Raw genomic sequence first — 23,699 nt, forward strand, 5'->3', positions numbered from 1 at the left:
GTCTGCTCGTATGCCCGCCGTTCGAGCGTTGACGCAACTGTTGATTTGTGGTTTGTTGTGTTCGGTTCTGTTTGAGTATGGGCCGGGAGGCAAGCGATGAAGAAGACGGTGACGAGGCTCGCCGACGGCCGCGAGCTGATCTACTACGACTCCCGGGACGACGCCGTGCGCGACGCCGTCGACCGGCGGCCCCTCGGCCCGGTCGCCACCACCTCGGAGATCCGCCGCGACCCGCTGCTCGGAGACGCCGTCGCCATCGCCTCGCACCGCCAGACCCGTACCTACCTGCCGCCCGCCGACCAATGCCCGCTCTGTCCCTCCCGGGACGGCCGGCTCAGCGAGATCCCGGACTCCGGCTACGACGTCGCCGTCTTCGAGAACCGCTTTCCCTCGCTCGCCGGAGACGCCGGACGCTGCGAGGTCGTCTGCTTCACCTCCGACCACGACGCCTCGTTCGCGGACCTCAGCGAGGAACAGGCCGCACTGGTGCTGGACGCCTGGACCGACCGCACCGCCGAACTGGCCGAACTGCCGCAGGTCGAGCAGGTCTTCGTGTTCGAGAACCGCGGCGCCGAGATAGGTGTCACGCTCGGCCATCCGCACGGACAGATCTACGCGTATCCCTTCGTCACTCCGCGGACCGAGCTGATGCTCCGCTCGGTCCGCGAGCACGGCGCGGAGACCGGCCGCAATCTCTTCGACGAGATCGTCGGACGGGAGACCGCGGCGGGCACCAGAGTGGTGCTGGAGAGCGAGCACTGGATCGCGTTCGTGCCGTACGCGGCGCACTGGCCCTACGAGGTCCATCTCTATCCGCGGCACCGGGTGCCCGATCTGCGGGCGCTCGACGACGCGGCGCGCGCCGAGTTCCCACGGCTCTATCTCGAACTCCTGAAGCGCTTCGACCGGCTCTTCGGCGAAGGCGAACCGCCGACGCCGTACATCGCGGCCTGGCACCAGGCGCCGTTCCGGGCCGCCGGACGTGACGATTTCGCGCTTCACCTTGAGCTTTTCACCGTTCGCCGAACTTCCGGCAAGCTGAAGTTCCTCGCGGGTTCCGAATCCGGCATGAGTGTGTTCATCAACGACGTGCCGCCGGAGACCGCGGCCGAGCGACTGCGAGAGGTAGCGAGCGAGTGAGCAACAAGTACCTGGTCACGGGTGGCGCGGGATATGTCGGCAGTGTGGTGGCGGCACATCTGCTGGAGGCGGGGCACGAGGTGACCGTGCTCGACGACCTTTCCACCGGATTCCGGGAGGGCGTCCCGGCGGGTGCCGAGTTCATCGAGGGCCGGATCCAGGACGCGGCCAGGTGGGTGGACTCCTCGTACGACGCGGTGCTGCACTTCGCCGCGTTCTCGCAGGTCGGCGAATCCGTCGCCAAGCCCGAGAAGTACTGGGACAACAATGTCGGCGGCTCCATGGCGCTGCTGGCCGCGATGCGCGCCGCCGGCGTACGCAAACTGGTCTTCTCCTCCACCGCCGCCACCTACGGCGAGCCCGTCTCCACGCCCATCACGGAGGCCGACCCCACCGCGCCGACCAGTCCGTACGGCGCGACGAAACTCGCCGTCGACCACATGATCGGCGGAGAGTGCGCCGCACACGGTCTCGCGGCCGTCTCGCTGCGCTACTTCAATGTCGCGGGCGCCTACGGCGGCAGCGGCGAACGCCACGACCCGGAGTCGCATCTCATCCCGCTGGTCCTCCAGGTCGCGCTCGGCCGCCGGGAGTCGATCTCGGTGTTCGGCGAGGACTATCCGACGCCGGACGGCACCTGTGTCCGCGACTACATCCATGTCGCGGATCTCGCCGAGGCCCATCTGCGCGCGCTGGACGCGGCCGTCGAGGGCGAGCATCTGATCTGCAACCTCGGCAACGGCAACGGCTTCTCGGTCCGCGAGGTCATCGAGACCGTACGCAAGGTCACCGGGCATCCCGTCCCGGAGGTCGTGGCCGAGCGGCGCGGCGGCGACCCCGCCGTGCTGGTCGCCTCCGCGGAGACGGCGCACCGCCGCCTCGGCTGGACCCCGAGCCGCGCCGATCTGTCGGGCATCGTCGCGGACGCGTGGGCGTTCGCACGCCGGAAGGAGAACCAAGGGTGAGTGACAGCGTCGGGGCGGAACGGGTCGCGCGGGATTTCCGCCGGCTGTACGGGGCCGGGCCGGAAGGAGTCTGGGCGGCCCCGGGCCGGGTGAACCTGATCGGGGAGTACACCGACTTCAACGACGGCTTCGTGATGCCGCTGGCGCTGCCGCACACCGCGGTCGCCGCGGTGTCCCGCCGTACGGACTCGGTGCTGCGGGTGCACTCCGCGGATGTCTCCCAGGGCGTGGTCCACCTCGGCGCCGACGCTCTCGTCCCGCGCTCCGACACCGGCTGGGCGGCCTATCCGGCGGGCGTCGTCTGGGCCCTGCGGGAAGCAGGCCATACGATCACCGGCGCCGACATCCATCTCGCCTCGACCGTCCCGACCGGCGCGGGTCTCTCGTCGTCCGCGGCGCTGGAGGTTGTCACCGCGCTCGCTCTGAACGACCTGTACGGACTGGGCCTGTCGGGAGCGGAGCTGGCGGTGATCGCGCAGCGCGCCGAGAACGACTTCGTCGGTGTCCCGTGCGGGATCATGGACCAGATGGCGTCGGCGTGCTGCACCGAAGGCCATGCGCTGTATCTGGACACCCGTGACCTGACGCAGCGTCAAGTGCCGTTCGACCTGGCGGCCCGGGGACTGCGGCTGCTGGTCGTCGACACCAGGGTCAAGCACGCGCTCGGCGACGGCGCGTACGCCGAGCGGCGCGCGGGGTGCGAGGCGGGCGCGCGGGCCCTCGGGGTCCGCGCGCTGCGCGACATCGCGTACGAGGAACTGCCGGCGGCGCTCGGCCGGCTGTCGGCGGAGGGCGAGAACGTCCGCCGTTACGTCCGCCATGTCGTGAGCGACGACCACCGGGTGGAACAGGTCATCGGGTTGCTGGACGCGGGCGATGTCCGCGCCGTCGGCCCGGTCCTCACCGAGGGCCATGCCTCGCTCCGCGACGACCTGCGGGTCTCCTGCCCGGAGCTCGACCTGGTGGTCACCGCCGCCACGGCGGCCGGCGCCCTCGGAGCCCGGATGACCGGCGGAGGCTTCGGCGGTTCCGCGATCGTGCTGGTCGAGGAGTCCGACGCGGAGGCGGTGTCGAAGTCGGTGACGGAGGCCTTCGCGGCGGCGGGCCACACGGCGCCGCGTATCTTCCCGGCCATCCCGGCGCGTGGCGCGCACCGTCTGATCTGAGCCCGGCGCGCGGCCCGCTCCCGCGCCGGCGGGCGGGCCGCGCGCGCGGCGCGGGACGGCGGCGTCCGGTTCAGACCAGGGTCTTGATCAGGATGTACTCCGTCACGCCCGGCGGATAGTCGGTGACCTGACCGGCGATCTCGTAACCGTGCCGCCGGTAGAAGGCCGGAGCCTGGAAGTCCCAGGTCTCCAGGCGCGCCCGCGCGCAGCCGCGTTCCGTCCGTGCCGTCCGCTCCGCCTCGGCCAGCAGGCGCGTCCCGAGGCCCGCGCCGCGATGGCGTTCGTCGACCCAGAGCAGATCCACATGGAGCCAGCGGGCCCAGGTCCGGCCCGTGAGACCGCCGGCCAGATCGCCGGAGGACTCGTCCAGCAGCCAGACATGGAGCGGGACTTCCTCGCTCATAGGTCCGTCGCGCAAAGCCCGCATCACCGGCGAACGGTCGGCATTGGCCTCGCGCAGCCGCTCACCGAGCAGCGAGCGCCATTCCTTGTCGACTTCTGTTTCCATACGGAACATGGGTCTCACCCTAAACAGACCAGTCGATGAGTTCTGCGAATTTCCTTCCGCTACGGGCCCACAGCCGTACCCTGATGCACAGCACCGGTGGGGGCCGGTGCTGTTCAGGGGTGGAGACAAGTCGGGTACGACGCCCGGGGCAGGTGGCGGTCATCACACGGCGGCGGCCGTGCCACTGACGTACCACGCGCACCGGGCGCCGCACCCGCGCAGTCCGCTCCCCACCTTCAGGGGGTGTCCATTGGTACGTATCCGGGTGCTGGTCGTGGACGACCACCGCATCTTCGCCGAGTCGCTCGCCGCAGCTCTCGCGGCCGAGCCGGACGTGGACGTCGCGGCGGCCGGCAGCGGTCCCGCCGCGCTGCGCTGTCTGGAACGCGCGGCGGCCGAGGGCCGCAGATTCGATGTGATGCTCGTCGACGCCGAACTGGGCGCGGCGGTGGGACCGGTTCAGGTGCCGGTCGCCCGCGCCGTGCCCGACAACGGCGAAGTGACGCCGGTCGACGGCATCTCGCTGGTCGCCGGCGTCCGTTCGGGCCAGCCGTCCGTCCGTACGGTCGTGCTCGCCGAGAAGGACGACCAGCGCCGCGCCGCGCTGGCGCTCCAGGCGGGCGCCTCCGGCTGGGTCGCGAAGGACTGCTCGCTGCAACGGCTCCTCGCCGTCATACGAGGCGTCCTGCGCGACGAGACCCATCTGCCGCCCGCCCTGCTCACGGGCGTACTGCGGGAGCTGACAGCCGCGCGCAAGCACCGCACGGAGAGCGAGCAGCTCGTCGAGTCGCTGACCCCGCGCGAGCGCGAAGTGCTGCGCTGCATGGTCGCGGGACTCGGGCGCAAAGCCGTCGCCGAGCGCCTTTTCCTCTCTCCGCACACCGTCCGCACGCATATGCAGAACGTGCTGGGAAAGCTGGGCGTGCACTCCACGCTGGCCGCCGTCGCGCTGGCGCGCCGGGCCGGCGTCGGGCCGGCCGACCTAGCTGGGGACGTTGTCGAACGGGGCGGTCAACTGGCGTAGCAGAGCGGCCAGTTCACCACGCTGCGCCCGGGAGAGCTCGGCGAGGATCGCGCGCTCCTGGGCGAGCAGCCCGGCGAGCGCCTGATCCGCGCGGTCCCGCCCCTCCGGAGTGAGCCGGACCAGCACGCCGCGCCGGTCGCTGGGATCCGGCAACCGCTCGACCAGGCTCTTCTTGGCCAGCCGGTCGATGCGGTTCGTCATCGTGCCCGAAGTGACCAGGGTCTGCGTCAGCAACTGGCCGGGAGAGAGCTGATACGGCGCTCCCGCGCGCCGCAGCGACGTCAGTACGTCGAACTCCCACGGCTCCAGGCTGTGCTCGGAGAACGCGATCCGGCGCGCGCGGTCAAGATGGCGAGCCAGTCTGCTGACACGGCTGAGCACCTCGAGTGGTTCCACGTCGAGGTCGGGGCGCTCCCGGCGCCATGCTGCGACCAGTCGGTCGACCTCGTCCTCCATAACGGTCAGTGTAAAGGGTCCCTCGACATGAAGTCTCTTGACGTCAAGATATATTGCGGTGCAGGCTGGGCCGGAACAAGCGCGAAGGCCCTGCCGCCCACCGCCGGCACCCGAATTGGCGCTCCGTAACCGCAAGGGAGCTCGACCGTGCATTCCTCACCGACCTGGGACCCGAACCAGTACCTCAGGCACTCCGGGCATCGCACCCGCCCGTTCCTGGACCTGCTCGCCCGTATCCCCGATCCGCCGGGCGGCGCGCCCACCACGATCGCCGACCTCGGCTGCGGCCCCGGCAATGTCACCGCACTCCTCGCCGACCGCTGGCCCGGCGCCTCGATCACCGGCTTCGACAACTCGCCGGAAATGCTCGACCGCGCCCGGAAGGAGTACGCCGGCCCCACCCGGGGCGGCGGCACCATGACCTTCCGCGCCGCCGACGCCGCGCACTGGACGCCCGGCGAACCGTACGACCTGATCGTCTCCAACGCGGCCCTGCAATGGGTACCGAACCATCCCGACTCCTTCGCCGGCTGGATCGAGAGCCTCGCGCCGGGCGGCACCTTCGCCTTCCAGGTCCCGGGAAACTTCCACCAGCCCAGCCACACCCTGCTCGCCGAACTGACCGCCGGCCCGCGCTGGCGCGAGCGGCTCGGCCGCCTCGGCGCACACCCGGGCCATGTCCTGGAGCCCGCCGACTACCTCGCGCGCCTCACGGACCTCGGCTGCGCCACGGACGTCTGGGAGACCACCTATCTTCAGCTCCTCACCGGAGACGACCCGGTGCTCGACTGGGTGAAAGGCACCGCGCTGCGGCCCGTCCTCAGCGCGCTCGACGGGGACCAGGACGCCACGGAGGAGTTCACCGGGCAGTACCGCGAGCTGCTCCGCGAGGCCTATCCGCCGGGCCCGCACGGCACGGTCTTCCCGTTCCGCCGGATCTTCGCCGTCGCCCGCAAGGAGAGCTGATACCGGCGGCGGTCGACCGGGCGCAGCCTCAGAGCTCGTTCAGCGCGTCCAGCGTGATGTCGATGTCGATGGTGTGCGGAACACCGGTCTTGAGCCGGTCGTGGTGGATCCCCGTCAGCGCGTACGTCTTGGACAGCGGATCCAGCTCATAGACACGCACGACCGGGTGCTGGTCGGCGCCGGCCATCTCCACCAGCCAGAAATTCGGGATGCCGGCCGCCGCGTACTTCTGCGGCTTGCTGTCGCGGTCACGAGCCTCGGAGTCCGGCGAGACCACCTCGACGGCCAGCAGCACGTCGGAGGCCGGAAAGCTCGTCTGCTCCAGACCGGTGACCGCCTTGGCACGGACGACGGACACATCGGGCTCCGGGCCGTTGCGCCGGTCCAGCACCACTGTCATCTCCCGGCGGACCTTCAGCTCCGGCGGCGCGGTACGGCGCAGCCCGGTCACCAGCAGGTCAATCATGATGCTGTGGAAATCCCGCTGCGGACTCACGAAAACAAGGCTCCCGTCGATCAGCTCAGTGTGCGGCGGGAGTCCCGGCAGCGTGAACAGATCGTCCACGGTGTAGCCGTCCTGTGGGGGCACAGGCCACTGGTGTGCGGCCCTTACTGGCTCGGCGGTCATGATTCCTCCCATGGACGGAATGCTCGGCCCTGCCTCTTCACGGTAGCGGCGGAATCCGACAGCGTCATCACAACGAGTGACCAAGGCAGTCCGAGGGTGACCCAGGAGCGTTTCAGGACTTGCGGTGGCCTATCAGCCGGGGCTTCGGCTCCAGGCCCTCCAGACCGTGCCAGGCGAGATTCACCAGATGCGCGGCGACCTCCGCCTTCTTCGGTCTGCGGGCGTCCACCCACCACTGGCCGGTCAGCGCCACCATGCCGACCAGGGCCTGTGCGTACAGCGGAGCCAGCTTCGGATCGAAACCGCGCGCCTTGAACTCCATGCCCAGAATGTCCTCGACCTGCGTGGCGATATCGCTGATCAGCGACGCGAAGGTGCCCGTGGACTGGGCGACCGGCGAATCACGCACCAGGATGCGGAAACCGTCCGTATACGTCTCGATGTAGTCGAGGAGAGCGAACGCCGCCTGCTCCAGCAGCTCACGCGGATGACCGGCGGTCAGCGCGCCGGTCACCATGTCCAGGAGCTGGCGCATCTCACGGTCCACGACAACCGCGTACAGCCCCTCCTTGCCGCCGAAATGCTCATAGACGACAGGCTTCGAAACTCCGGCCTTCGACGCGATCTCCTCGACCGACGTGGCCTCGAAACCCTTCTCGGCGAAGACGGTGCGGCCGATGTCCAGCAGTTGCTCGCGGCGTTCCGCACCGGTCATACGCACCCGCCGGGCACGTCGGCCCACCGGGGCCCGGCCCTTGTCGGTACCGCCCGCGCTGTTCGTACTGCCGTCGATCGCCACAATGCCCATCATGCCGCGTTGGAGGGTGCGCCCTTGCGCCGGGAGTCCAGACGTGAAGCACTCGGCCAGCGGACGTCGGACGCCCAGCCGAGCAGCTCGAACCAGCGGATGAGCCGGGCGCTGGAATCGACCTGGCCCCTCAGCACGCCATGGCGGGCGCTGGTCGGATCCGCGTGATGCAGGTTGTGCCACGACTCGCCGCAGGACAGCACGGCGAGCCACCAGACATTGCCCGAACGGTCCCGCGACTTGAACGGACGCTTACCGACCGCGTGACAGATCGAGTTGATCGACCAGGTCACATGGTGCAGCAGCGCCACCCGGACCAGCGATCCCCAGAAGAACGCCGTGAAGGCGCCCCACCAGGACATCGTCACCAGACCGCCGACCAGCGGCGGGATCGCCAGCGAAACGACCGTCCACAGAGCGAACTGCCGCGAGACCGCGCGGATGGCCGGATCCTTGATCAGATCAGGGGCGTACTTCTGCTGCGGTGTCTGCTCCTCGTCGAACAGCCAGCCGATGTGGGCCCACCACAGGCCCTTCATCAGCGCCGGCAGCGTCTCGCCGAACCGCCACGGCGAATGCGGGTCGCCCTCCGCGTCCGAGAACTTGTGGTGCTTGCGGTGGTCCGCCACCCAGCGGACCAGCGGGCCCTCCACGGCGAGCGACCCGGCCACGGCCAGCACGATCCGCAGCGAGCGGTTCGCCTTGAACGCGCCATGGGTGAAATAGCGGTGGAAGCCGATCGTGATGCCATGGCAGCCGATGTAGTACATCGCCACCATCAGGCCCAGATCGAGCCAGCTCACACCTCCCCAGCGCCACGCCAGCGGCACCGCCGCGAGCAGGGCCAGGAAAGGCACGGCGATGAAGAGCAACAGAGCGAACTGCTCGATCGACCCCTTGCTGTCCGCGCCGAGCGTGGCGGAGGGAATCGGGGCGCCGTCAGCCGGCGATGGAGGTGTGGAGGAGTCTTCGATCACGTCGTCGGGGGTCGTCGTCATGGGGGGTCCCCTCGGGGTGAGGAATACGGCAGATGCCTGGATACGGGTGCGTAACCTACGGCATCGTAAGTATGGCAGCGTCCAACGCCGCGACAAGAGACCTGTGGATAACGCCAGGGAAAGGCCACCTATCCTTGGAGTCGTCGGACAGCGCGGTCCGCGAAGTCTCCAGAACCCTCCAGACGTGCTCAAACACTGCAAGGAGCCGCACCTGTGAGCAGTGCCGACCAGACCTCATCCGCCAGCGCGGAGCTGCGCTCCGACATCCGCCGTCTAGGTGACCTGCTGGGCGAGACCCTCGTACGCCAGGAAGGCCCGGAGCTCCTTGAGCTCGTCGAGCGAGTACGCGCACTGACGCGCGAGAACGGCGAAGCCGCCGCCGAGCTGCTCGGCGACACCGACCTGGAAACCGCCGCCAAGCTGGTACGCGCCTTCTCCACCTACTTCCACCTGGCCAATGTCACCGAACAGGTCCACCGCGGCCGGGAGATGCGCGCCCGCCGCGCCGCGGAGGGCGGACTGCTCGCCCGGACCGCGGACCGGCTCAAGGACGCCGACCCCGAGCATCTGCGCGAGACCGTCAAGAACCTCAACGTACGGCCCGTGTTCACCGCGCACCCCACGGAAGCCGCACGCCGCTCCGTACTGAACAAACTCCGCCGCATCGCCGAACTGCTGGAAGCCCCGGTCATCTCCGCCGACCGGCGCCGCCACGACCTGCGGCTCGCCGAATCCATCGACCTCATCTGGCAGACCGACGAACTCCGCGTCGTCCGGCCCGAACCGGCCGACGAAGCCCGCAACGCCATTTACTACCTCGACGAACTGCACGCCGGCGCCGTCGGCGACGTACTGGAAGATCTCGTCGCCGAGCTCGAACGGGTCGGTGTGGAACTGCCCTCCGGCACCCGCCCGCTCACCTTCGGCACCTGGATCGGCGGTGACCGCGACGGCAACCCCAACGTCACTCCCGAAGTCACCCGCGAAGTGCTGATCCTCCAGCACGAGCACGGCATCACCGACGCACTGGAACTCATCGACTACCTGCGCGGCCTCCTCTCCAACTCCATCCGCTACACCGGCGCCACCGAGGAACTGCTCGACTCGCTCCGCACCGACCTCGAACTCCTCCCCGAGATCAGCCCCCGCTACAAGCGGCTCAACGCCGAAGAGCCCTACCGCCTCAAGGCGACCTGCGTCCGCCAGAAGCTCGTCAACACCCGCGAGCGCCTCGCCAAGAACACCCCGCACGAAAACGGCCGCGACTACCTCGGCACAGCCGAACTCCTCGACGACCTCACCCTGATCCAGACCTCGCTGCGCGAACACCGCGGCGGCCTCTTCGCCGACGGCCGCATGGACCGCACCATCCGCACCCTCGCCGCCTTCGGCCTCCAGCTCGCCACCATGGACGTGCGCGAACACGCGGACGCCCACCACCACGCCCTCGGACAGCTCTTCGACCGCCTCGGCGAGGAGTCCTGGCGCTACGCCGACATGCCGCGCGACTACCGGCAGAAGCTGCTCGCCAAGGAACTGCGCTCACGCCGCCCGCTCGCTCCCACTCCCGCGCCGCTCGACGCCGCCGGCGAGAAGACCCTCGGCGTCTTCCACACCGTCCGGCAGGCATTCGAACGGTTTGGCCCCGAGGTCATCGAGTCGTACATCATCTCCATGTGCCAGGGCGCGGACGACGTCTTCGCCGCGGCCGTCCTGGCACGCGAAGCCGGCCTGCTCGACCTGCACGGCGGCTGGGCCAAGATCGGCATCGTGCCGCTGCTGGAGACCACCGACGAACTGCGCGCCGCCGACGTCATCCTCGACGAGATGCTCGCCGACCCCTCCTACCGCCGGCTCGTCTCCCTCCGCGGCGACGTGCAGGAAGTCATGCTCGGCTACTCCGACTCCTCCAAGTTCGGCGGCATCACCACCTCCCAGTGGGAGATCCACCGCGCACAGCGGCGGCTGCGTGATGTCGCGCACCGCCACGGCGTGCGACTGCGGCTCTTCCACGGCCGCGGCGGCACCGTCGGCCGCGGCGGCGGCCCCTCGCACGACGCGATCCTCGCGCAGCCCTGGGGCACGCTCGAAGGCGAGATCAAGGTGACCGAACAGGGCGAGGTCATCTCCGACAAATATCTGATCCCCTCCCTGGCCAGGGAGAACCTGGAACTGACCGTCGCCGCCACCCTCCAGGCATCGGCGCTGCACACCGCGCCGCGCCAGTCCGACGAAGCACTGGCCCGCTGGGACGCGGCCATGGACACCGTCTCCGACGCGGCCCACGGCGCCTACCGCAAGCTCGTCGAGGACCCCGACCTGCCCGCGTACTTCTTCGCCTCCACCCCCGTCGACCAGCTCGCCGATCTCCACCTCGGCTCCCGGCCCTCCCGGCGGCCCGACTCGGGCGCGGGCCTCGACGGCCTGCGGGCCATCCCATGGGTCTTCGGCTGGACCCAGTCACGGCAGATCGTGCCCGGCTGGTACGGCGTCGGTTCAGGACTGAAGGCACTGCGCGAAGCCGGCCCCGACACGGTGCTCGACGAGATGTACGGCCAGTGGCACTTCTTCCAGAACTTCCTCGCCAACGTCGAGATGACACTCGCCAAGACCGACCTGCGGATCGCCCGCCACTACGTGGACACCCTCGTGCCCGACGAGCTGAAGCACGTCTTCGCCGGCATCGAGGCCGAACACGCCCTCACCGTGCGGGAAGTACTGCGGATCACCGGCGGTGAGAAGCTGCTCGACTCCAACCCCGTCCTCCAGCAGACCTTCGCGATCAGGGACGCCTACCTGGACCCGATCTCCTACCTCCAGGTCTCGCTGCTGGCCCGCCAGCGCGCCGCCGCCGCGCGAGAGGAAGACCCCGATCCGCTGCTGTCCCGAGCGCTGCTCCTGACGGTCAACGGAGTCGCGGCAGGTCTGCGCAACACCGGCTGACCCGTCCTCGGCACCCGTACACGCCAAGAGGCTGCTTCCGTTCCGGACGTCCGGAACGGAGGCAGCCTCCTTGTACGCGGTGATACGCGGTGCTGCGCGACGACGCCGGTCAGAGCGCGAAGAACGCCGCGAGCAGCAGCGCCCCGCCCGCCAGCGCCGTACTCCACGCCGTCCGCGTCAGACGCAGCCCGCCACCGATCACCAGCGACGCCAGCAGCAGCCCGCCGCCCAGCGGCACCCACGCGTACAGCAGACCCGGCGTGCCCGTACGGACCAGCTCATTCGTGTCCGGCTTCACCACGACCGGAAACCGCCCGCCCTTCTTGACAGCCACCGACTGCTCGATGGTCATCCCGCCACGCGGACCGGCGGCGCCCTCCGGGTCGTACGAGCCCGTACACATCCCGTCCTCGCAGCCCGTGACTGAGAACACGCCGTGCTCACGCCCCTTCGCGAGCATCACATGCTGCGCGGCGCTCCAGGACGACCAGACACCCGCGGCCAGCAGCAGAAGGACGACACAGCCCATCGCGGCCCGACGGCCGAACGACAGCAAAGGATGGGGCGAACTCCGCTTCATGCAGCGCGATCTTTGGCCATGGGAACACATCCGGTCAACCTGCGGACCTTGAATGCGGGGTCTTGTCAGGAGTTGTACGCGCCCTGCGCCCGCTCCAGCCCCTCCGTCACCAGACACTCCACCGCGTCGGCCGCACGATCCACGAAGTAGCCCAGCTCCTTGCGGTCCGCCGACGAGAAATCCTTCAGCACGAAATCGGCCACCTGCATCCGACCCGGCGGCCGGCCGATCCCGAACCGCACCCGGTGATACTCGGGACCCATCGCCTTCGTCATCGACTTCAGACCGTTGTGCCCGTTGTCCCCGCCGCCCAGCTTCACCCGCAGCACGCCGTAATCGATGTCCAGCTCGTCATGGACCGCCACGACATTCGCCGTCGGCACCTTGTAGAAATCACGCAGCCCCACCACCGGGCCACCGGAAAGATTCATGAACGACATCGGCTTGGCCAGCACCACCCGCCGGCCCGCCGGACCCGGCGGCCCGAGCCGGCCCTCGATCACCTGAGCCTGCGCCTTCTGCGCCCGCTTGAACGAACCGCCGATACGTTCCGCGAGCAGATCGGCCACCATGAACCCGACGTTGTGCCGGTTGGCCGCGTAGCCGGGCCCGGGATTCCCGAGACCCACGATCAGCCAAGGGGCATTCGCATCCGTCGTCATCCGCGCTGCGTCTCCTCACATACCGGCATCAGGTGAATCAGAAGTCGTACACGGGCCCGTGGACAGCCCGCGGTCCCGAACAGACGAACGGGGTGGCGGGCCATGGCCCGCCACCCCGTGGGGCACAGCAGAGGATCAGGCCTCGGCGCCCGCACCCTCGCCCTCGCCGGCCTCGTCCGCGGCCGGCTCCTCCGCCTGCGCGGCCAGAATCTGCAGGACGACAGCGTCCTCGTCGATGGCCAGCGTCGTACCGGACGGCAGCGGAATGTCCTTCGCCAGGATCGACGCACCCGCGTCCAGACCCGCGATCGACACCGTCACGGACTCCGGGATGTGCGTCGCCTCGGCCTCGACGGTCAGCGTCGAAAGCACGTGCTCCAGCAGGTTCGCACCCGGAGCCAGCTCACCCTCGGTGTGCACGGCCACCTCGACGGTGACCTTCTCGCCCTGCTTCACCGCGAGCAGGTCGACATGCTCGATGAAACCCTTGACCGGGTCACGCTGCACGGCCTTCGGGATCACCAGCGACTGGCGGCCGTCCAGGTCCAGACCGATCAGCACGTTCGCGGTCTTCAGCGCCATCATCAGGTCATGACCCGGCAGCGTCACATGAACGGTGTCGGCGCCGTGACCGTAGATCACCGCGGGAACCTTGCCGGCACGACGCGTACGGCGCGCGGCGCCCTTGCCGAACTCGGTACGGGTCTCGGCGGTGAGCTTCAGCTCAGCCATGATGCACTCCTCGTAGTAGGTGACAGAAAGTCGGCCGTCACCCGGCCACGACAGGCCTGCTACGAAGAGCGCGTCGATAACGGACCGCCGCACAGAAGTGCGGCCTCCCTCGCCGAGCAACTCCGTGAGTCTACCCGGCGGGAAGGCCGCCTCAGAAATCGATCTTCCGCACCCGGACACAGGCCCGGACACAGCCCTACGACTACGCCTGCTCCTCGAAGAGGCTGGTCACCGAGCCGTCCTCGAACACCTCACGCACCGCACGCGCGATCGTCGGCGCGATCGACAGAACCGTGATCTTGTCGAGCTCCAGATTGCCCGGATCCGGCAGTGAGTTCGTAAAGACGAACTCACTGACCTGCGAATTCTTCAGACGGTCCGCCGCCGGACCCGACAGCACCCCGTGCGTCGCCGTCACAATGACGTCCTCCGCACCATGCGCGAACAGCGCGTCCGCCGCCGCACAGATCGTCCCACCCGTGTCGATCATGTCGTCCACCAGCACACACACCCGGCCGGCCACATTTCCGACGACCTCATGGACCGTCACCTGATTCGCGACATCCTTGTCACGCCGCTTGTGCACGATCGCCAGCGGCGCCCCGAGACGGTCACACCAGCGGTCCGCGACCCGCACCCGGCCCGCGTCCGGGGACACGACCGTCAGCTTGGACCGGTCCACCTTCCCCGCCACATAGTCCGCCAGCACCGGCAGCGCGAACAGATGATCAACCGGACCGTCGAAGAAGCCCTGGATCTGATCCGTGTGCAGATCCACCGTCAGAATCCGGTCGGCGCCCGCCGTCTTCATCAGATCCGCCACCAGACGGGCCGAAATCGGCTCACGCCCACGGTGCTTCTTGTCCTGCCGCGCGTAACCGTAGAACGGCACGATCACCGTGATGCTCCGGGCCGAAGCCCGCTTCAGAGCATCAATCATGATCAACTGCTCCATGATCCACTTGTTGATCGGAGCGGTATGGCTCTGAATCAAGAAGCAGTCCGCACCACGAGCCGACTCCTGATAACGGACATAAATCTCACCATTGGCAAAATCAAACGCCTTGGTCGGCACAATCCCGACACCAAGCTGTTGTGCGACCTCCTCCGCCAGCTCGGGGTGGGCGCGGCCGGAAAAGAGCATCAGCTTCTTCTCGCCGGTCGTCTTGATCCCGGTCACAGCACTGTCTCCTCAGACGTGTCGACGGCCACTGCACCCGCGCGTCCCTGCGAGCCAGCCGAATCGTGCAGATATCACGGTACGCCGAGAACGACGCACCTGTTTCCGGTCAGCTTTCGTTCTCAGCCGACCCACCCGCCTCCCGCGCGGCCAGAGCGGCCCGCGCCGCAGCGCTGCCCGGACGCTTCCGAGCCACCCAGCCTTCAATATTCCGTTGCTGGCCCCGGGCAACCGCCAGCGAACCAGCCGGCACATCCTTCGTGATGACCGACCCCGCCGCCGTGTAAGCACCGTCCCCCACCGTGACGGGCGCCACAAACATGTTGTCCGAACCCGTCTTACAGTGTGAGCCGACCGTCGTGTGATGCTTCGACTCACCGTCGTAGTTCACAAAGACACTCGCCGCGCCGATATTCGTGTACTCACCAATCGTCGCGTCACCCACATACGACAGATGCGGCACCTTCGTGCCCTCGCCGATCGTCGCGTTCTTCATCTCCACATACGTGCCGGCCTTCGCCCGCACGCCAAGCCTCGTACCCGGCCGCAGATACGCGTACGGCCCCACCATCGCCGCCTCACCCACCACCGCGCCGTCCGCCACCGTGTTGTCCACCCGCGCACCCGCACCCACCGACGTGTCCCGCAGCCGCGAATTCGGCCCCACCTCGGCACCCTCACCAAGATGCGTGGCACCCAGCAACTGCGTCCCGGGATGCACCACCACATCCTGCTCGAACGTCACCGTCACATCGACGAAGACCGACGCCGGATCCACCACCGTCACGCCCGCCAGCATCGCCCGCACCAACAGCCGGTCATTCAGCAGCCGACGCGCCTCCGCGAGCTGCACCCGGTTGTTGATCCCCACGATCTCCCAGTGATCCGCCGCCACGGCCGCACCCACCCGGTGCCCCGCCTCCCGCAGAATCCCGAGCACATCAGTCAGATACTCCTCACCCTGACTGTTGTCCGTACGCACCTTCCCCAGAGCATCCGCCAGCAACTGCCCGTCGAACGCGAACACACCCGAATTGATCTCACGGATCGCGCGCTGCGCCTCGGTGGCGTCCTTGTGCTCCACGATCGCCGTCACCGCACCACTCGCGCCGTCCCGGACGATCCGCCCGTATCCCGTGGCGTCCGGAACCTCGGCCGTCAGCACCGTCACCGCGTTGCCGTCCGCCGCATGGGTCGCGGCCAGCGCGTTCAGCGTCTCGCCGGAGAGCAGCGGAGTGTCTCCGCAGACGACGACCACGGTCCCGTCCGGAGTGCTCCCCAACTCCTGGAGCGCCATCCGGACGGCATGGCCGGTGCCGTTCTGCTCGGCCTGCAGAGCGGTGCGCACGCCGGGGTAGGCGTCGCTCAGATGCCCCTCGACCTGCTCACGGGCATGGCCGACAACAACGACGAGATGCTCGGGACCGAGCTCACGGGCCGCGGACACGACATGTCCGACGAGCGAGCGCCCGCAGACCTCGTGCAGAACCTTGGGAGTCTTCGACTTCATGCGGGTTCCCTCACCCGCTGCGAGGACGATGACGGCTGCCGGGCGGTTGGCGCTCACGGGAATGTCCTTCGGCTTCGAGTGGTGGACAACCGCAGGATACCGGGGGGTCTCGGAGGGGAAACGAATACGGGTCCCGACCGGTGTGGTCGGAACCCGTGACGAGCGGCTCCCGGGGAAGGAATCGAACCCTCATTCAATGGACCAAAACCATTTGTCCTGCCTTTAGACGACCCGGGATGGTTTGCCGTCTATGTCCGATTTTTAGGATCGGGCGCGAGTGCAGCAACTACTATGCCGTACCACCAGCCCTCGATGCGACGGTACAAGTCGGCACTTCGCAGGACCCGAATGGCGAAACAGCCGCGATAGTCCTCGCCGACATTCTTTCGAACGGTCTTCGGGTTGTGCCTCTTGAGTGTGGTCTTGCCGAGGGCCTCGACGTCGACGCCCGCGACGCCTGCCCAGAAGCGCTCCGCTGCGGAGACATTGGCCGACTCGTGGATCTGGACCTGGTATCGCAGCCGGTCGCGGCTGACGCCCAGCAGATCGAGCCATGCGAAGAAGACCTCGATCATGTGTGGATCACTGTTGATGAATGTGACCCGTTCCTGTGGGCGGTGCTGCTTGGCCTTTGAGCCTTCGGCCCAGTAGAGCCCGACCCCCAGCAGGAACAGCTCGCGCTCGGACATCGCTCCGATGTCGTTGGTGGCCGCCGCCTTCGTCCGCCGGCGTCGCTCCTCCCGGACGGCCAGCTCGTGATCCCAGCGCTTCCGGGCCGCCAGCTTCGCCTGTTCCACCGAGTCGCGCCGCTCCGGCTTCGGCAGATCCCGTACCCACAGGGAGATCGAGCTCTTCGAGCAGCCCAGCTCAAGCTGAATCTGGTCGTAGGTGAGGCCCTCGCGGCGCAGCTCGCGGGCCTTTTCGCGCAGGTCGTCCTTGGCGTTCGGGCGTTTGGTCCATTCCGGTGGTGGTTCGCCTTTGACGAGGCGGTTGAGGATGTCGTTGTTGTGGATCTTCAGGCGGTCGCGGATCTGGCGCAGGCTGAGGCCCTCGCGGCGCAGCGCGACGGCTTGTTCGCGGAGTCCTTCGAAGTCGGCGTACGGGCCGTGGATCGCTGTCATGTCGGAGATCATCGTCCGGAATGCGGACGTCCGGCTCGAATGTGTGGGCGATTCGCCAGTTCGAGGGATCGATGGTTGTTCTGGGTGTGTGTGGTCGCTTTCTGTGCTGTCGCGGTCGCCGGAAATTGAGTCGCGGGCGCCCGTAGGCTGGGAGACATGACCACAACGGGGGCACACCAGGACGCTGCGGGCGCGACCGCTCGCGGCCTGTGGTGGTGGGCGCGGCGGCGCAGTGTCGTGCTGGATGTGGGGCTGGCGGTCGTGTCGGCTCTGGAGTGCGGGCTGGAGGGGGTGCGGTTCGCGGATACGGCGGCGCTGCCGGTGCCGGTGGGGGTGGTGTTCGGGCTGCTGGCCGGTTCGGTGCTGTTGGTGCGGCGGCGGTGGCCGCTGGCGGTGGTGCTTGTCACGATCGCGATCACGCCGGCGGAGATGGGTTATCTGATGGGGCTGGTGGGGCTGTATACGCTCGCCGCTTCTGAGACTCCGCGCCGGCTGATTGTCGCGTTGGCCGGTATGTCGCTGGTGGGGACGTTGATTGTGACGTTTGTGCGGACGCGGCAGAACGTGGCGGACACGGGGTTTGACTCGGGCCGGTGGTATGTGCCGCTTGTGGCGGTTCTGATGTCGGTGGGGCTGACGGCGCCGCCGGTGTTGTTCGGGCTGTATGTCGGGGCGAGACGGCGGTTGATGGAGAGTCTGCGGGAGCGGGCGGACAGCCTGGAGCAGGAGTTGTCGCTGCTCGCTGACCGTGCGGAGCAGCGTGCGGAGTGGGCGCGTACGGAGGAGCGGACGCGGATCGCCCGTGAGATGCACGATGTGGTGGCGCACCGGGTGAGTCTGATGGTGGTGCACGCGGCGGCGTTGCAGGCGGTGGCGTTGAAGGATCCGTCGAAGGCGGTGAAGAACGCGGCGCTGGTGGGAGACATGGGGCGGCAGGCGCTGACGGAGTTGCGGGAGATGCTGGGGGTGCTGCGGACGGGGGAGCGGGTGGCCGCGCGTAAGGCGGCGGATGTGGGGCCGGTGCCGGCGGTCTCGGTGCCGTTGGCGGCGGTGGGGCTGGCGGCGGCTGCCGCTGCGGCGGCCGCGGCGGCTGAGGACGGTCCGGGTATGGGGGACATCGAGGCGTTGGTGGGGCAGTCCCGGGACGCGGGGATGGTGGTGGAGCTGTTGGTGCAGGGGGAGTGGCGTTCGTATGCGCGGGAGGTCGAGCAGACGGCGTACCGGGTGGTGCAGGAGGCGTTGACCAATGTGCACAAGCATGCTGCGGGCGCGAAGGTGAGGGTCCGGCTGGCGCATCGTGATGCGGAGGTGGCGATGCAGGTGGAGAACGGGCCTTCGGACGGTGGCGCGCAGGACGCCGGGTTGCCGAGTGGCGGTAATGGTCTGGTGGGGATGCGGGAGCGGGTGATGGCTCTGGGTGGGGCGTTTGTGTCGGGGGAGACGGACGCGGGGGGTTTCCGGGTGTCGGCGGTGCTGCCGGATCGTGGTGCGGCTGCCTGAGCCGGGGCGTGGTGGCCGGCGGTGCGGGGTGCTGGGTCAGCTTGAGGTGAGCCGGGCGGGTTCGAGGCCGGTGAGCAGGGTGCTGAGCGCGTGGTCGATGTCGGGTCCGAGGTACCAGTCGCCGGTGTGGTCGATGCTGAAGACGCGGCCTTCGGTGTCGATGGCGAGGACGGCTTGTCCTTCGCCTTCTTCGCCGATTGGGCTGATCTGGGTGTCGAGGGACCGGCCGAGGTCGGCGAGGGTGCGGGCGAGGTGGATGCCGGCCATGGGGTCCATGCGCAGGGTGGCGGGGGCGATTTGCCGTCCTGGTCCGGACGCGGTGATGCGGAGTCCGCCGAATTCGGCCCAGACTTCGACGGCGGCGGGGAGGACGGTGTGGCGGTGGCCGGCGGGGGTGATGTGGGCACTGAGGGTGTCGGCCCATTCCTCGGCCTGTTTTATGTCCCAGCGGCCGGGCTGCCAGCCGGCTTCGCGCAGTGCGGCGTCGACGGGGACGGGGAAGCGGGTGGTGCTGAGGTCGGGCATGGTCAGCCGTTCTCGGTGGGGTCGACGGGCCGTACGCCGAAGTGGGCGAGGAGCGGTGTACAGGAGCGGCAGGGCGGGGCGTAGCTGCCGTGGAGGGGGTCGCCGTCTTCGCGGATGTGGCGGGCGGTGAGTTTGGAGTGTTTGAGGGAGCGGCGTGCCTCGCTGTGGGTGAGGGGTTTTCGCCGGGCTCGTTTGGAGCGGCTGTCCTCGGTGGCGGTGAGGTGGCGGGAGAGCAGTATGGCTTCGGGGCAGCGGCCGGTGAACCGTTCCCGCTGTCCGCTGGTGAGGGTGTCGAGGAAGTCCTGTACGAGCGGGTGGAGCGTGGGTGGCTGGTCGCCTTTGCCGGCGGTGCTGGTGAGGGTTTCGCCGCGTACGGAGAACGCGGCGGCGACGGCGGGCAGGATGCCGTCGCGGCGCCGGTGGAGTGCGGGTGGCCGGCTTGGTTCCGTGCTGCTCCAACTGAGGCGTGGGTCGCCGGATGTGCCGGTCGGTGCTGTGTGCAAGGTGCTGTCCCTCCCGTGCCCGCGGCGGGTAGCCGCTGTGTCACGTCCCCCGAGTTTGCGGGGACAGCCTGCCAAATGTGACGGGCCGTGGGGAAGCTGGGGCGTGTTTCGGGGGGTTGTGTCGGCTCTGGGTCACTCTTGAGTGACAGTTGGTCACGGGTTGGAAGGGTCGTGGCGGCGGCTGGGAGGAGTGCCTGAGCCCCTGTTGCCTCACCGCATAGGCTGTGCTGAACCAGGGCTGTGCTGAACCAGCCGGAAGCAGCAGGGGGCAACCGCCATGACGACAGGTCGGCTCGGGCAGCAAGCCGCGCCACCGAATGCGGCCTACGCCGGGCAGGTCGTGCATTTCCCGGACCCGGTCCGGGCTGCTCGCCATCCGAGAGGTGTGCGGGTGGACGAGGACGGCTATCCGGATTTCTCGCCGTACGCGCGCGCCGCCGCGGAGATCGCGGAGCCTCCGGAGGGGTTCGGCGTGGATGAGCTGCGTCTCACGGATTATGTGTCGGCGAACGCGGCGCTGCACGCGGCGGGGCACGAGTTGTGGGACACGATTCCTTCGGTGGCCACTCCGCATGGTCTGACCTGGCATCATGTGCCGGCTTCGCGTCGGCTGGTGCTGGTGCCGGTCGAGGTGAAGGCGTTGCTGCGGCATCACGGTGGTCTGGCGACGACGCGTGTGGATCATGAGAAGCGCGGTACGCGGCCGTTGCGGGAGACCCGGCCGGTGCATTTCGGGCTACCGAAGGCGTCGTTGTCGGTGAGTGAGCAGCAGCTTCTGGGTGTGGAGGAGGATCTGGGTTATCGGCTGCCGGGTGCGTACCGCGCGTTTCTGAAGGCGGCGGGCGGTTGCGCGCCGGTGGGCGTGGCGCTCGATCCGGAGCTGGGTCTGCTGTTGGATCAGCCGTTTTTCACGGTGCGGGACGAGGCCGCGGTCAATGACCTGGTGTACGTCAACAAGTGTCTGCGGGACCATCTGACCAAGGATTATCTGGGTGTCGGTTTTGTCCAGGGCGGCATTCTCGCGGTGAAGGTGAAGGGCGAGCGGCTCGGTTCGGTCTGGTTCTGCGCGTACGACGATGCCCGGGACCGGGGCGAGTGGGATGTGCGGGAGCGGGTGGAGCGGCTGTTGCTGCCGTGCGGGGAGGACTTCGATGTCTTTCTGGGGCGGTTGGCGGGCAGTCCGCCCGAGTTGGAGACCGTGGCGAATCTGATGGTGGACGGCGGCTTCGCGCACGCTGTCCCGGTGGAGGGATGAGCGCGATGGTGACCTTCGCGCAGGCGCAGGAGCGCGCGGACGACTGGGTCAATGGCGATGTGCCGGGTTACCAGCATCGTGAGGTGCGGGTGCGGGAGTTCGAGCTGGGTTTTGTCGTGTGGGCGGAGGACCGTGAGGACGGTCCCACGTCGGACGGCGGCCGGCAGCGGCTGGTGATCGCCCGGGACAGTGGTGAGGCGACGCTGTGGCCGGGGCTGCCGGTGGGTGAGGTGATCCGGCGGTACGAGGAGGAGTACGGGGCGCCGGTCGCGGCGCCGGTGGCGGCCGAGCCGCCGCAGCGGATCGATCTGAATCAGACGTCGTTCTTGTTGACTCCGCCGGAGTGGCTCCAGGAGGCGGCGGACAGGCTGGGGATTCCGGACCGGCGGTCGTCGGCGGCGGCGGCAGCGTCCACGGGGTCTGTGGCCTCTCCGGCTTCTTCGGGTTCCTCCTCCGGCGCCGGTGTGGCGGCCAACGGGCCGGGAAGCGGCTCTCCTTGGGCCGCTCCCGGGTCGGCTGGCGGTCGCGGCGCGGAGTATGTGCCCACGGCCAACGACGGTGTGCCGGTCGCGGCGCCGGCCGGGGCCACGCCCTGGGCCGGTACCGACACCAATGCTTCGCCCGGTTCGGCGGAGGACGGTTCCGTACCGCTGCCGGCGACGGTCTTCGCGCCGCCGCTCCTGGCGGCGGACGAGGTGCGCACGCCGCCGCCGGTGGCGCCCGGTGACGCGCCGACCACGCTCCTCCCGGGCGGCGGCGAGCTGCCGCCGACCACGGTGACTCCGCTGCCGGGCGGCCAGGTGCCGGGTCCTGGCGCGCCGGGGCCGGCCGGTGCCGGCGCCGCCGACATCTCCGACGCCGCGACCAGCAAGGCGCAGGCACCACGGCGCGGTCCGGGCGGTGGCGGAGCGACGCCTCCGCCGCCGCCCGGCGCTCCGGGTGTTCCGGGCGCGCGGCCGTCCGTTCCGGCGCCGCCGCCTTCGGGTCCCGGCGCGCCCGGTGCTCCGGCGGCCGGTTATCTGCCGACGCAGCTTGTCCCGCATCCCGGTCCCGGCGGCCCGCGGCCTCCGGCGCCTCCCGCCGCGCCGCCGCCCGGCGTGCCCGCCGGCGCGCCGCATCACGCGCCGACGATGTTCGCGGGCCCGCCTCAGGGTCATCAGGCTCCGCCCGGGCCTCCTGGTCCGCCGGGTGCGCCGGGTGGCGCGCAGCACGCCGAGACGATGCTCGCCGGTCCTGGCCGGTCCGGTCCGCCGCCGGGTCCTCCCGGCCCGCCCGGTATGCCGCCGGCCGTCCCGGCGCCCGGTCCGGCGGCGTACGGCTATCCGCAGCAGCCGCCCGCGCTTCCGACGGTCGGTCCCGGCTATCAGGCCGTGCTGCGTTATCGCGCGCCCGACGGCTCCGAGGCCCGGCTCATCCGCCGTTCCGCGCCCGGCACTCCGCATCCCGAGTGGCAGATCCTGCATGAGCTGCGCGCCATGAACGTGCCGCCGCAGCAGGTGCTGGAGCTGCACACGGAGCTGGAGTCGTGCGAGCTGCCCGGCGGTTACTGCGCGCGGATGATCCGGGAGACCTGGCCGCAGGTGCGGATCACCAGTGTCGCTCCGTACGGCCAGGACCACGCCGGCCGGCAACAGGGCATGCGGCATCTCCTCACTCATCAGGGTGAGTTGCATCAGGTCGCGGACGGCCCCGCGCGGCCCGCGCCGGTGCGTGCGCCGCTGCCGCCGCTGCCGCCCGCTCCGCCCATCCCGCCGGAGGGGGTCGCGCAGGAGCTGATGGGGGCGTTCGGCCCGGCGGGCATCTGCCGGTTCGACCAGCGGGCGGTGTCCCGTCAGGGAGTGCCGGAGATTGTGGCGCGCACGCTGGTGTGGGCGGGGCTGCCGGCCGATTTCGGGCCGTTCTTCTGGGCCCAGCCGCCGCAGCCGGTGGTGCCCACGCTGGCGGAACTGGCCGCGCAGCGGCAGGTGCCGGCGGCGCCGGACGCGAACTCGTATCTGGTGATGGGCAGCGACTTCGGCCGGGCGATCTGTGTCCAGTACGGCACGGCGCACATCATGGCGGTGCCGGTCGAGGCGGGTCCCGGCGGGCAGTCGTCGCCGCCGCAGTTCGTGAACACCGGCCTGCCGGAGTTCACGCGGTCGCTGGCGCTGCTGGGCCGGATGTGGCGGCTGCGCTTCGGTCTCAACCCGGAGCAGGCGGGCCGCTGGACGGTCGACTTCCAGGCGCAGCTCGCCGCGCTCGATCCGGCGGCGCTGTCGTCGCCGGAGAGCTGGTGGTCGGTGCTGCTGGAGCAGATGTGGGACGGACTGCTGTGAGCTGACCGCGGCCCGGTGGCCGTGCGGCAGGTGAATGACCGAGGCGCTCTCCGCGAGATGCGGTGGGCGCCTCGGTCGTTCGCGTTTGCGGTGCCGCACCGCGCACGCCGTGTCCTGGACCTGGGCGGTCGGGGGGAGTGTCGCGGTATGGGCAGTTCGGTCCTTTCCGACAGGATTACTCCGGATGGTGTTTTGTGTCGGAAAGGGGTTTCAG

22 protein-coding genes and 1 tRNA gene are annotated in these 23,699 nt (G+C 69.3%); 9 read left to right on the plus strand and 14 right to left on the minus strand.

Annotated features, from left to right (window positions below; all coding sequences use genetic code 11):
• Positions 1–96 precede the first annotated feature (96 nt).
• The 3 genes from galT to galK are packed head-to-tail and all read left to right on the plus strand — an operon-like array spanning position 97 to position 3,271.
• Positions 97–1,140 carry a galactose-1-phosphate uridylyltransferase gene (gene galT / locus PV679_RS12055; RefSeq protein WP_319680137.1) on the plus strand — a complete coding sequence of 348 codons (1,044 nt, stop codon included), beginning with the start codon at positions 97–99 and terminating at the stop codon, positions 1,138–1,140.
• Entirely contained in the window at positions 1,137–2,105 is a 969-nt protein-coding gene (galE, locus tag PV679_RS12060) for a UDP-glucose 4-epimerase GalE (protein WP_319680138.1), read from the plus strand. Before galT ends, galE begins: the two co-directional genes overlap by 4 nt.
• Positions 2,102–3,271, plus strand: coding sequence for a galactokinase (galK, locus tag PV679_RS12065; protein ID WP_319680139.1), 1,170 nt, complete (start codon positions 2,102–2,104; stop codon positions 3,269–3,271). The genes galE and galK overlap by 4 nt, the downstream gene beginning before the upstream one ends.
• A gap of 70 nt (positions 3,272–3,341) precedes the next feature.
• On the opposite strand, the gene PV679_RS12070 is transcribed toward galK, so the two are convergent.
• Positions 3,342–3,788, minus strand: a complete 447-nt coding sequence (locus PV679_RS12070; protein WP_319680140.1) for a GNAT family N-acetyltransferase — start codon at positions 3,786–3,788, stop codon at positions 3,342–3,344.
• A 241-nt stretch (positions 3,789–4,029) separates the two neighbouring features.
• Between PV679_RS12070 and PV679_RS12075 the strand changes: the two genes are divergently transcribed.
• Positions 4,030–4,803, plus strand: coding sequence for a response regulator transcription factor (locus PV679_RS12075; protein ID WP_319680141.1), 774 nt, complete (start codon positions 4,030–4,032; stop codon positions 4,801–4,803).
• Here the strand turns inward: PV679_RS12075 and PV679_RS12080 are convergent.
• Complete coding sequence (locus PV679_RS12080; protein ID WP_319680142.1) at positions 4,762–5,259, minus strand: MarR family winged helix-turn-helix transcriptional regulator; 498 nt, start codon at positions 5,257–5,259, stop codon at positions 4,762–4,764. The two genes, PV679_RS12075 and PV679_RS12080, sit on opposite strands and share 42 nt — an antisense overlap.
• Positions 5,260–5,406: 147 nt before the next feature.
• Here PV679_RS12080 and PV679_RS12085 point away from each other — a divergent pair, with 147 nt between their 5' ends.
• A complete protein-coding gene (locus tag PV679_RS12085; protein ID WP_319680143.1) occupies positions 5,407–6,225 on the plus strand; it encodes a trans-aconitate 2-methyltransferase in 819 nt (272 codons plus the stop codon).
• Positions 6,226–6,253: 28 nt separating this feature from the next.
• Here PV679_RS12085 and PV679_RS12090 read toward each other — a convergent pair whose 3' ends face one another.
• The 3 genes from PV679_RS12090 to PV679_RS12100 all read right to left on the minus strand — a co-directional run bounded on the left by PV679_RS12090 (position 6,254) and on the right by PV679_RS12100 (position 8,659).
• Positions 6,254–6,853 (minus strand): Uma2 family endonuclease, encoded by a 600-nt coding sequence (locus PV679_RS12090; protein WP_319680144.1) that lies wholly within the window; start codon positions 6,851–6,853, stop codon positions 6,254–6,256.
• Positions 6,854–6,965: 112 nt separating this feature from the next.
• Positions 6,966–7,664, minus strand: a complete 699-nt coding sequence (locus PV679_RS12095; protein WP_319680145.1) for a TetR/AcrR family transcriptional regulator — start codon at positions 7,662–7,664, stop codon at positions 6,966–6,968.
• Positions 7,661–8,659 carry an acyl-CoA desaturase gene (locus PV679_RS12100; RefSeq protein ID WP_319680146.1) on the minus strand — a complete coding sequence of 333 codons (999 nt, stop codon included), beginning with the start codon at positions 8,657–8,659 and terminating at the stop codon, positions 7,661–7,663. Before PV679_RS12100 ends, PV679_RS12095 begins: the two co-directional genes overlap by 4 nt.
• A 213-nt stretch (positions 8,660–8,872) precedes the next feature.
• On the opposite strand from PV679_RS12100, the gene ppc reads away from it, so the two are divergent.
• A complete protein-coding gene (gene ppc / locus PV679_RS12105) occupies positions 8,873–11,602 on the plus strand; it encodes a phosphoenolpyruvate carboxylase (protein WP_319680147.1) in 2,730 nt (909 codons plus the stop codon).
• 109 nt (positions 11,603–11,711) lie between these two features.
• Here ppc and PV679_RS12110 read toward each other — a convergent pair whose 3' ends face one another.
• The 7 genes from PV679_RS12110 to PV679_RS12140 all read right to left on the minus strand — a co-directional run bounded on the left by PV679_RS12110 (position 11,712) and on the right by PV679_RS12140 (position 17,387).
• Complete coding sequence (locus PV679_RS12110) at positions 11,712–12,182, minus strand: hypothetical protein (RefSeq protein ID WP_319680148.1); 471 nt, start codon at positions 12,180–12,182, stop codon at positions 11,712–11,714.
• A gap of 65 nt (positions 12,183–12,247) precedes the next feature.
• Entirely contained in the window at positions 12,248–12,844 is a 597-nt protein-coding gene (pth, locus tag PV679_RS12115; protein WP_319680149.1) for an aminoacyl-tRNA hydrolase, read from the minus strand.
• A gap of 135 nt (positions 12,845–12,979) precedes the next feature.
• Entirely contained in the window at positions 12,980–13,576 is a 597-nt protein-coding gene (locus PV679_RS12120; protein WP_319680150.1) for a 50S ribosomal protein L25/general stress protein Ctc, read from the minus strand.
• A gap of 202 nt (positions 13,577–13,778) precedes the next feature.
• A complete protein-coding gene (locus PV679_RS12125) occupies positions 13,779–14,756 on the minus strand; it encodes a ribose-phosphate diphosphokinase (RefSeq protein WP_319680151.1) in 978 nt (325 codons plus the stop codon).
• A 109-nt stretch (positions 14,757–14,865) separates the two neighbouring features.
• Positions 14,866–16,323, minus strand: a complete 1,458-nt coding sequence (gene glmU, locus PV679_RS12130) for a bifunctional UDP-N-acetylglucosamine diphosphorylase/glucosamine-1-phosphate N-acetyltransferase GlmU (protein ID WP_319680152.1) — start codon at positions 16,321–16,323, stop codon at positions 14,866–14,868.
• A gap of 109 nt (positions 16,324–16,432) precedes the next feature.
• Positions 16,433–16,503: transfer RNA gene (locus PV679_RS12135), tRNA-Gln, on the minus strand.
• An 11-nt stretch (positions 16,504–16,514) separates the two neighbouring features.
• Entirely contained in the window at positions 16,515–17,387 is an 873-nt protein-coding gene (locus tag PV679_RS12140; RefSeq protein ID WP_319680153.1) for a hypothetical protein, read from the minus strand.
• Between the two features lie 156 nt (positions 17,388–17,543).
• Between PV679_RS12140 and PV679_RS12145 the strand changes: the two genes are divergently transcribed.
• The gene (locus PV679_RS12145) at positions 17,544–18,887 is read left to right on the plus strand and encodes a sensor histidine kinase (RefSeq protein ID WP_319680154.1); all 1,344 of its coding nucleotides are present in this window, start codon (positions 17,544–17,546) and stop codon (positions 18,885–18,887) included.
• 36 nt (positions 18,888–18,923) lie between these two features.
• Here PV679_RS12145 and PV679_RS12150 read toward each other — a convergent pair whose 3' ends face one another.
• Together PV679_RS12150 and PV679_RS12155 are read right to left on the minus strand one after the other, a co-directional pair.
• Positions 18,924–19,412: an SUKH-3 domain-containing protein gene (locus PV679_RS12150; protein ID WP_319680155.1), complete on the minus strand. Its 489-nt coding sequence runs from the start codon at positions 19,410–19,412 to the stop codon at positions 18,924–18,926.
• Positions 19,413–19,414: 2 nt separating this feature from the next.
• Positions 19,415–19,915 carry a YwqJ-related putative deaminase gene (locus PV679_RS12155; RefSeq protein ID WP_319680156.1) on the minus strand — a complete coding sequence of 167 codons (501 nt, stop codon included), beginning with the start codon at positions 19,913–19,915 and terminating at the stop codon, positions 19,415–19,417.
• Between the two features lie 277 nt (positions 19,916–20,192).
• Between PV679_RS12155 and PV679_RS12160 the strand changes: the two genes are divergently transcribed.
• Together PV679_RS12160 and PV679_RS12165 are read left to right on the plus strand one after the other, a co-directional pair.
• Complete coding sequence (locus PV679_RS12160) at positions 20,193–21,170, plus strand: SMI1/KNR4 family protein (protein WP_319680157.1); 978 nt, start codon at positions 20,193–20,195, stop codon at positions 21,168–21,170.
• Positions 21,167–23,485: an SUKH-4 family immunity protein gene (locus tag PV679_RS12165; RefSeq protein ID WP_319680158.1), complete on the plus strand. Its 2,319-nt coding sequence runs from the start codon at positions 21,167–21,169 to the stop codon at positions 23,483–23,485. The genes PV679_RS12160 and PV679_RS12165 overlap by 4 nt, the downstream gene beginning before the upstream one ends.
• The last annotated feature ends 214 nt before the right edge of the window (positions 23,486–23,699 follow it).

The sequence above is a fragment of the Streptomyces sp. AK02-01A genome, assembly GCF_033795305.1.
Taxonomy (GTDB): domain Bacteria; phylum Actinomycetota; class Actinomycetes; order Streptomycetales; family Streptomycetaceae; genus Streptomyces.

Coding starts and splice junctions, on each gene's coding strand:
- galT (WP_319680137.1), top strand. CDS start 97: ATGAAGAAGACGGTGACGAGGCTCGCCGACGGCCGCGAGCTGATCTAC.
- PV679_RS12070 (WP_319680140.1), bottom strand. CDS start 3,788: ATGTTCCGTATGGAAACAGAAGTCGACAAGGAATGGCGCTCGCTGCTC.
- PV679_RS12080 (WP_319680142.1), bottom strand. CDS start 5,259: ATGGAGGACGAGGTCGACCGACTGGTCGCAGCATGGCGCCGGGAGCGC.
- PV679_RS12090 (WP_319680144.1), bottom strand. CDS start 6,853: ATGACCGCCGAGCCAGTAAGGGCCGCACACCAGTGGCCTGTGCCCCCA.
- PV679_RS12095 (WP_319680145.1), bottom strand. CDS start 7,664: ATGATGGGCATTGTGGCGATCGACGGCAGTACGAACAGCGCGGGCGGT.
- PV679_RS12100 (WP_319680146.1), bottom strand. CDS start 8,659: ATGACGACGACCCCCGACGACGTGATCGAAGACTCCTCCACACCTCCA.
- PV679_RS12110 (WP_319680148.1), bottom strand. CDS start 12,182: ATGAAGCGGAGTTCGCCCCATCCTTTGCTGTCGTTCGGCCGTCGGGCC.
- pth (WP_319680149.1), bottom strand. CDS start 12,844: ATGACGACGGATGCGAATGCCCCTTGGCTGATCGTGGGTCTCGGGAAT.
- PV679_RS12120 (WP_319680150.1), bottom strand. CDS start 13,576: ATGGCTGAGCTGAAGCTCACCGCCGAGACCCGTACCGAGTTCGGCAAG.
- PV679_RS12140 (WP_319680153.1), bottom strand. CDS start 17,387: ATGACAGCGATCCACGGCCCGTACGCCGACTTCGAAGGACTCCGCGAA.
- PV679_RS12145 (WP_319680154.1), top strand. CDS start 17,544: ATGACCACAACGGGGGCACACCAGGACGCTGCGGGCGCGACCGCTCGC.
- PV679_RS12150 (WP_319680155.1), bottom strand. CDS start 19,412: ATGCCCGACCTCAGCACCACCCGCTTCCCCGTCCCCGTCGACGCCGCA.
- PV679_RS12160 (WP_319680157.1), top strand. CDS start 20,193: ATGACGACAGGTCGGCTCGGGCAGCAAGCCGCGCCACCGAATGCGGCC.
- PV679_RS12165 (WP_319680158.1), top strand. CDS start 21,167: ATGAGCGCGATGGTGACCTTCGCGCAGGCGCAGGAGCGCGCGGACGAC.